Source organism: Holzapfeliella floricola DSM 23037 = JCM 16512 (genome assembly GCF_001436605.1).
Classification (GTDB): Bacteria; Bacillota; Bacilli; order Lactobacillales; family Lactobacillaceae; genus Holzapfeliella; species Holzapfeliella floricola.
This window is the reverse complement of sequence record NZ_AYZL01000019.1, coordinates 21285-30167: the sequence shown is the minus strand read 5'-3', so window position 1 is coordinate 30167 and position 8883 is coordinate 21285. Positions and strand designations below refer to the sequence as shown.

Sequence of the window (8883 nt, the reverse complement as noted above, 5' to 3'; positions counted from 1 at the left end):
ATCCCTTGGATCAAAAACTTAGAACGTTCTCTTCGCATTGATAATGTGTCAAGTATCAGTGGAATCTTCAATGGAACCAGTAACTTTATTCTTGACCAAATGAAGAAAACAGGGAAACCTTTTGCCGATATTTTGAAAGAAGCTCAAGATTTAGGCTATGCTGAAGCCGATCCAAGTGCTGATATTGATGGTTATGATATTGAAAACAAATTATGTATTAGTCTTAATCTGGCTTATAATACTTCAATCAAACCAAGTGCTAAGTTACCGTGCTTTGGTATCCGCAATATTACAGATAAAGATATTAATTATTTCAATGAACTGGGTCTAATTGTGAAGTTAATGGGTAAAAGTCGTCGTGCTCAAAATGAATTCGACTACGTTATTGAGCCCACACTCTACAATTCAAGCCAAATTGAATCCAGTATCAATGATAACTTTAACTATGCCAGTTTAAATGGTGACACCATTGGCGAACTTGGCTTCATGGGACAAGGTGCTGGTAAATTCCCAACTGCTAATGCTGTTGTTCAAGATATTTTAGATATTGTTGACCAAGCACCACGTGTTATCCCAGCTGAAAAATCAACACTTAAACTCAACACTAACCTTTCGATGGCTGATTATCTGGTTCGAACAAGCGCAGACTTATCACAATACGTTAATTCAAGCCAAATCAAATCAGTTAATGATACCTATTCACTGATTGAATCTATGCATGCAGGAAAAATGCACCAAGCAATGGCTCAACTACTAAAAGAAGATAACCAAGCCTTTATGGTTAATATTGCAGCAAATGATAAGGAGCGGGTCTTATGATTATTGCAAAATTTGGCGGTAGCTCCCTAGCTGGTGCTCATCAATTTAATAAAGTGAAAAGTCTTGTGCAAAATAATCCCAATCGCACACATATTGTCGTCAGTGCCATGGGGAAAGATGAAGCAAATCCGGTTAAACTTACCGATGAGTTAATCGCTCTTTATGATAATCGAGCTAATGATGAGTTAGCTGCTGAACACTTTGAACGCATTAAAGTACGGCTTTTGACACTAAAAAAAGACCTTGCTTTGACGGTTAATCTTGATTATCAATTGGAAGACTTTTATCGTAACCTCAATCACTTATCTTACGCTGAATGTGTGAGTCGTGGTGAATACTTTACTGCTCAATTAATGGCTGAGTATTTGGGCTATCAATTTGTCGATGCCATTGACTTCTTAGTCCTTAACCAAAATCAAGTGGATTTAAAATCTTCACAAGAAAAATTCGCTGCTCTTAATTTACAGGATACACCCTGTGTTTTCCCAGGTTTTTATGGCTTAGATAATCAAGGAAACATGCAACTCATGCCAAGAAGTGGCAGTGATACGTCGGGATCAGTTATTGCTAACTTACTCGATGCTGATTTGTATGAAAACTGGACAGATGTGGCTGGGATTAAAGCTGCAGATCCTCGCTTAATTGATAACCCAAAACGCATTGAACAGCTAACTTATGATGAACTGCAAGAACTCGCTTATATGGGACTGTCCGTCTTTCAAGAAGATGCCATTAAGCCTATCAAGGATAAAAATATTCCTACTCGCATTTTAGATACGAACCACCCTGATGCTCTTGGAACAACAATCTGTAATGAGTTTTCTAACCAGCTAATTACAGGACTCGTTGGACAGCAAAATTATACGATTATTCATATCAAGAAGTTCAGTCTGAGCCGTGACTACTCAAACTTTGTTGAAATCTTTAAATTAATGTCTGATTTATCATTGGCTGTGTCTTACACATTTTCTGGCAAAGACCACATTGATCTGATTGTTGAAAGTTCACAGCTAAATAAAAACAAAGCGTTACTTTTTGATAAACTTCAAACGCTTTTCCCTACCGATTGCCAAATCACACTTAAGGAAGATATTTCACTAATTGCTGCTGTCTCAGATAAGTTCTCAGCTAAGCCTTACTTAGTCAGTGATCTAATCGAACAGCTGAACCAAAATGAAATTGATGTGCAATTCGTTAACCAAAGCAGTACTGATGTTAAAGTCTTATTCGGTGTTAAAAATGATGACTATATCAAAGCGTTACAACTACTTTATAATTATGTCGAAAAAAAAGAGAAAATTAACTTAATTTAATTAAAAAAGAAGCATCCAAGGTTTTGATACCTTTGGACGCTTCTTTTTTCAATCATAATACAACACAATATATTATATTATGATTTCAAATTAAATTGCTGTAAGCAAATCTTATATTTTTGATACAAATCTATTATTCATTTATAATCAAACCATTACAATTGGTCAATCTATTAACTATCATTTAGGAGGATAATTATGAATCAAACAAAAAACTATGACATCGGATTAGATATAGGGGTTGGATCTGTTGGTTGGACAATCACCGATTCTCAATCTCAAAAGGTTCTTAAAGTAAAAGGTAAGCAAGGTATTGGTGTCCATCTCTTCAACGAAGGTCAAACTGCTGAAGAACGTCGCCAGTTTCGGACTAATCGTCGTCGTTTAAAACGTAGGAAGTGGCGTCTAAGATTACTCAGAGAATTATTTGATGAACCAATTTCAAGCATTGATCCTGAATTTTTCGCCCGCTTGAAATACTTCAATGAATCTAGTAAAGACCCGAAAAATAAAGGCTATCAACCTCAATTACACGATGATCTAAAAGATGTTGACTTCTATCGTCAATATCCTACTATCTATCATCTTAGACATGCCCTCATGACACAAAAAGAAAAATTCGATATTCGTGATATTTACTTAGCAATACATCATATCGTTAAGTATAGGGGTCACTTTCTCATGAATGGTCACAGTAGTAGCTTTTCAGTTGCCCAAACAGATTGGAAAGCAGATTTAACTAAGCTATTTGAATTAATTCAAGAAACACGCACCAACCTCGACTTCTCTTTCGATTTAACAGAAATCGATACTATCAAGTCTTTATTATTTGATAAAAATTTAAGTCGAAATGACAGACAAAAAGAAATTGTTGGCTTAATCAATAATAACTCGCAATTAGATAAAAAAGATAAAGCCCTAACCAAACAACTCGTTGAATCTGTTGTTAAGGGCATTGTTGGTATGAAAACCAGAACTGATATTTTGCTTGGATATGAAGTTGATAACAAAGAACAAAGTAAAGCTTGGAACTTTTCTATTGATGAGCTTGATGATCAAATGGCTACAATTGATCCTGCCTTAAGTCAAAATAGTCAAGCTCACGATATTATTACGCTGATTCAAAAGCTCTACATGACTGTTCAATTAGCACAAATTGTGCCAGAAGGACAGTCTGTATCTGAAATGATGATTAATCGTTACAATCTCTATGCTGAACAGCTTCAACAACTTAAAGACTACAAAAAAATCAATCTTGAAACGGGTCTATTACTACGTGAAGCTTATGATGAGTTAATGACCAAAGCATTAACCGCTGCACCTGGCAAAACTATTCATGATACTTTCTACAACAAAGTCAAAAAAATACTGAAAGACCAAGATAATAAACAAGCGCTGTCAATCAAACAAGCCATTGAAGACAGTAATTATCTCATTCCTCTCAGAATTAAAAGTAATGGCGTCATTCCTTATCAACTTCATCAACGAGAATTAGACGCTATTATTGAAAACCAAAAAGAATTCTATCCATTCTTAGCCACACCTAATCCAGTTGACGGACATCAAGAAGCTTTGCCCTATAAATTGGATGAATTAATTGGCTTTAAAGTACCGTACTACGTTGGTCCTATGGTTGATCCGGAAGTTGATTCTGACCAAAATTTTGCTTGGATGGTTAGAAAAGAAAAAGGCGAGATTACACCTTGGAACTTCCATAATAAAGTTGATATTACACAATCAGCGGATAACTTCATTAAACGTATGAAAACAACCGATACTTACTTAATTGGTAAAGATGTTTTACCTCAAAATAGCCTATTATATCAACGTTATACCGTACTTAATGAACTAAACGGGATTAAAGTAGCCAACAAAAAATTAACTATTGAACAAAAACAACGTCTTTATGATCAGTTGTTCAAAAAGAAAAAAACAGTCAAAAAGCAAGACATCCTCAACAATCTAGTTGCTGCAGGTGAAATTCATGAAGATGATAATCTGACTGGATTATCAAACGGTACAACCTTTAATAACAATTTAGGCAGTTACATAGATTACTGCAAAATTATTGGCCAGGATAAATTAGAAGATGCTTCCAAACAAGCCGATATTGAAAGAATAATTGAATGGTCCACAACATTTGAAGATGCTAACATCTTCTTAACAAAATTAGCAGAAATCAACTGGCTAACAGAAGATCAACGCCAAAAGCTGAGTCAAATTCGCTACCGTGGATGGGGGCAATTCTCAAAAACATTGTTAACCGATATCAAAGACAATAAGGATAACTCGATTATTGATAACTTGATGTCTACCAAAAAGGTATTCATGCAGATTATCAACGACACCACAATCAAACAAAAAATTGACGATTACAATCAATATCATCTTAATCATGCAGACTTAAAAGACACCATTGCTAACCTCTTCACCTCGCCACAAAACAAACGTGCCATTAATCAAACGTTGCTAGTCATTGAAGATATTATTAATGCTGTTGGTCACAAGCCTAATCGTATTTTTATTGAAAGTGCTAAAGATAACCGTAATGCTAAAAATCAGTTAACTCAAAGTCGATTAAAACGTATTGTGAAACAATTCGAAGACAATAAACAACATGTTGATCAATCCGTTTATGAAGAACTTAAACAACTAGATGATGGTTCTCATGCTTCAATTGATGACCGCCTACTCTTATACTTCCTACAAAATGGGAAAGATATGTATACTGGTCAACCTATTGATATTTCACAACTAAGTACTAGCCAATATCATATCGATCACATCCTGCCACAAGCCAAAGTAATGGATAATGCTTTAGATAATCGTGTGCTGGTTAGTTCAAAAGCCAATACAGAAAAATCAGACCGATTCTTGAGTGAAATCCCCCAATTTCAACAACGTTCATTATGGGCAGAACTTGAACGTATGGGATTCTTGACTAAAGCTAAAAAAGAAAGACTGCTAATGACATCAGATGAATTCAAACAAAACTCAGTTAGGTTCATCGCTCGTCAATTAGTTGAGACTCGCCAAATCATCAAATTAGTTAACCAGTTAATTATTCAAGAGCATCCTGAAGTGAAACTAGTTAATATTAAGGCCGACTTGACTAATGCCTTCAGGAAAAAGTTCAATTTCGTCAAAAATAGAAATGCCAATGATTATCATCATGCATTCGATGCCTACCTTACCAGCTTGATTGGTAGTCATCTGCTCAAGTCTCACCCTAAATGGGAACCACTTTTTGTTTACTCAGACTATGACAAAATTAAATTCGATAATGCCCCACAAGGTGTGAATATCATGAAAGAATTCGAGCAGTCTAAATTAGCTGATGAAAATGGCGAAATCATCTGGAATAAAGATGAAATGATGGCTTACCTAGAACGCTTATATAATTCAAGACAAATTCTTATCACCAAAAAAGTTTATGCACGTCATGGTAACTTGTTCAAACAAACCATCTTCAAAGCTGGTGAAAGTGATAACTTAATCCCTGTCAAAAATAATCGTTCTGATATTGCTATCTATGGCGGATACAAAAGTAAACAAGTCAGTTACTATGCCCTAATTAGTCTGCATAACAAAAAACGTCAAAAGAGATTAGTAGCGGTCTATCTTATTGATATCCAAAAACTCCAAAATCTCAATGAAAGTGACTACTTTAAGACCTTACACACCATTATCAAAGAACGTCATAACATCAAACCTGAGTTCGATATTCTAGCTGATAAAATCTATCAAAATCAGCTAATTATTGACAATAAAAATGGTTCAAACCGACCATTCAGAATTGAGGGTGACTTCAAAAATGACCGTCAACTCTACTTGCCTTTACAATACCAACGTTGGCTGGCATCTAAAGAACCTACAGATGAAAAACTCAACCGTATATTTGATCACATTTGTGAACAATTAGCTGACTACTTCCCACTATTTGCGGGCAATGCCTGTGACAAATTGCTGGATAATCGTGATAAGTTCTATCAATTATCAATCAAAAGTGAATTCAACGATAAAGGCAAACTAATAGCTGAAGGTAAACTATCCGTAATTGATAAACTCTTAGTAGCAATGCATGCTGATAGTCGTAATTCTAATTTAGCTGTAATAGGACTATCGTCATCTTGGGGTAGATTTAAATTGCACGGCGGAAACGAAGCAATCGGCACATCAGTTCAACTAATTCATCAATCACCAACAGGATTATTCAAACGCATCCAAAGGTTTAACTAAAAGGAGGGATAATATGGGATGGCGAACAATCGTAATTCAGCAACATGCCAAAGTATCAGTACTATCACACAACTTAATAATCCAAACTAATAAAGATGTTAATCATGTGTCAATTAAAGATGTACAAATTCTGGTTATTGACTCATTACAAGTGGTTTTGACTGCGGCTGCTATTTGTGAACTAACTCAATGCAACGCAAAAATCATTTTCACTGGGCATCGTCACGAGCCAGTCTGCGAAACAACTAGCATTAGTAGCTATAATCGAACTATTGAAGCTATCGAAACTCAAATTAATTGGTATCAAGATGATATGAAAAAACAGCTTGCTTGGACTAAAATTGTCACTGCTAAAATTCAAACACAACAAAAATTACTCAAACAAAAAAACCTACCTTATGAGTTTATTGATCACGAATTAGATGAACTAACTGTCAATGATGGTTCTAATCGCGAAGCTGTAGTCGCTAAAAAGTACTTCAAACTGCTTTTTGGTGCTGACTTTACAAGAGATGACTTATCACATACTAATGCTGCTCTTAATTACGGTTATTCGTTACTGGTCTCCTGTTTAAACCTCAGCATTGTTAAACAAGGATTTCTGACTCAATTAGGCGTTCATCACTGTAATCAAGAGAACCCCTATAATTTGAGTTATGACTTGATTGAGCCTTTTCGCCCCATTGTTGACAATTGGGTAGCCTCCAAAAAGTTCTATGAATTCACGCCTGATATTAAATATGGATTAATTCGATTATTAGACGCAAAAGTTGAGTATAACCACAAAAATTATACATTACGAACTGCTCTAGATTATCACGCCAGACAATGTATGCAGTTCTTAACAGCCGATAGAAAGATAGAAATTGAGGTGAATTTTACAAGTGAGGTATCGAATAATGCGTTTAATGATTATGTTTGATTTGCCTACAGAAAGTAGTGCAGATAAGAGAAACTATCGCCATTTTAGACAAAAGTTGATTGAAGAAGGATTTTTGATGATGCAGTATTCACTTTATGTCAAAGTATGTCCTAGTCGAGAAGCTGCTAAACTAGCGGAAAAAAGAATATCGGCAATTTCACCACGTTTAGGTGTTGTTCAAAGTCTTATGGTAACGGAAAAGCAATATCAATCAATGCACTTTCTCTCAGGTAACCCTAGTCGTGATACTTTAAATTCCGCAGAAAGGACAATCATCATTTGAAGTTTACTTATTATCCTTTCAAACCCATGCCAATAGGACACCATAATTTGACATTGATTACAGTTCAAAATCGATCTTTATATACGAATTGGCTAGTTGAATTCGAACAGTACAACGAAAAAATACACTTCAGTAATGAATTGAATGAACTGTTTGAACCCGCTAAAAGTTATTATTGGCTTGGTGATTTGATGCTAACAGTTGATCTAAATAAACTCTTTCAAAAGTCTATTCAAGATATTATGATTGAATTCCTGTCAGATGAAGAACAAAGTCAGATTATGACGACTAATCAGCAGATTCAATCGCTTATTCTTCAAAACAGTTATAAGCTAGACTTGCCAATAGAAATCACATCGAGCTTTACAATTAGCCAAATATACAAAAAAATAAGATTTTCGTTCTTTGACAGTGTTGAAATCACACCTTTAGAAAAAATTGAAACTTTATTAAAATCATTTGCTTTGACACACAATGAAAAATTACTTGTTTTTACAAATCTAACTCATTATTTTGATTCCAAAGATTTTGATAAATTAAATGAATTATTATCTGACTATGACCAAACCGCATTGTCTATTGAGTTTAATCAATCAAAATCTAGTGATGATCATTCAGATTATCTAATTGATGAGGACTTTTGTTTATTCGAATCCTAACCTTGACTTCAATCAACTAATGTATTATATTTGACATGTTCTTAACATTATTCAAATGACATACTGAGTTGAAATCAAACAAGGATTTATTCCAAGTTTTATATTTTGAACCTCTTTTTGAGGTCAGACCTCTTTCTTAATTGAAAGAGGTTTTTTTGTTGCAATTTTTAACAATATTTGTAATAGTAGTGGTAGAAGTTTGTTTCACTTAGTTTTAATCTAGCTCAGACCCAATTAAATTAGCTTGAACACCTATTTTTAAAGGGTTAATCTAATCTGAAACCTTTGTTTAGCGTTAGTCATTAACTTTCAGTATGAGTTATTTCTGATAAAACATCGGTTTCAGAAGTATGTCATTTGAATAATGTTAGGACTTGTTAGTTCGCCTGATTGGAAAGCTCCGGTGTTTCAGAAGTATGTCATTTGAATAATGTTAGGACTTTGTCATACTCACCATCTATACTGATAACTGTTTAGAAGTATGTCATTTGAATAATGTTAGGACTTTGCCTTCTCATCAGCAGTAATTTCAACACGTTTCAGAAGTATGTCATTTGAATAATGTTAGGACTCGGTAGTTTTTCGATACCAGGTTGACCAAATGTTTCAGAAGTATGTCATTTGAATAATGTTAGGACTTGCGGAATC

6 protein-coding genes are annotated in these 8883 nt (G+C 34.6%); all 6 read left to right on the top strand.

Annotated elements, in window-relative coordinates:
* The coding region (locus tag FC86_RS03770; RefSeq protein ID WP_236692286.1) for a homoserine dehydrogenase at window positions 1–819 on the top strand (819 nt) is incomplete at its 5' end.
* Entirely contained in the window at window positions 816–2132 is a 1317-nt protein-coding gene (locus FC86_RS03765; protein WP_056974742.1) for an aspartate kinase, read from the top strand. The genes FC86_RS03770 and FC86_RS03765, both read left to right, overlap by 4 nt.
* A 198-nt stretch (window positions 2133–2330) precedes the next feature.
* On the top strand, window positions 2331–6371 hold the full coding sequence (gene cas9, locus FC86_RS03760; protein WP_056974741.1) for a type II CRISPR RNA-guided endonuclease Cas9: 4041 nt from the start codon (window positions 2331–2333) through the stop codon (window positions 6369–6371).
* Window positions 6372–6384: 13 nt separating this feature from the next.
* Window positions 6385–7293 carry a type II CRISPR-associated endonuclease Cas1 gene (gene cas1 / locus FC86_RS03755; protein ID WP_056974740.1) on the top strand — a complete coding sequence of 303 codons (909 nt, stop codon included), beginning with the start codon at window positions 6385–6387 and terminating at the stop codon, window positions 7291–7293.
* The gene (gene cas2 / locus FC86_RS03750) at window positions 7271–7576 is read left to right on the top strand and encodes a CRISPR-associated endonuclease Cas2 (protein ID WP_056974739.1); all 306 of its coding nucleotides are present in this window, start codon (window positions 7271–7273) and stop codon (window positions 7574–7576) included. Before cas1 ends, cas2 begins: the two co-directional genes overlap by 23 nt.
* Window positions 7573–8235 carry a type II-A CRISPR-associated protein Csn2 gene (csn2, locus tag FC86_RS03745; RefSeq protein ID WP_056974738.1) on the top strand — a complete coding sequence of 221 codons (663 nt, stop codon included), beginning with the start codon at window positions 7573–7575 and terminating at the stop codon, window positions 8233–8235. The genes cas2 and csn2 overlap by 4 nt, the downstream gene beginning before the upstream one ends.
* Window positions 8236–8883: the final 648 nt, after the last annotated feature.

What these genes read in the sequence shown, in the direction of transcription:
- cas1 (WP_056974740.1), top strand. Translation starts at nt 6,385, where the DNA reads ATGGGATGGCGAACAATCGTAATTCAGCAACATGCCAAAGTATCAGTA.
- cas2 (WP_056974739.1), top strand. Translation starts at nt 7,271, where the DNA reads ATGCGTTTAATGATTATGTTTGATTTGCCTACAGAAAGTAGTGCAGAT.
- cas9 (WP_056974741.1), top strand. Translation starts at nt 2,331, where the DNA reads ATGAATCAAACAAAAAACTATGACATCGGATTAGATATAGGGGTTGGA.
- FC86_RS03765 (WP_056974742.1), top strand. Translation starts at nt 816, where the DNA reads ATGATTATTGCAAAATTTGGCGGTAGCTCCCTAGCTGGTGCTCATCAA.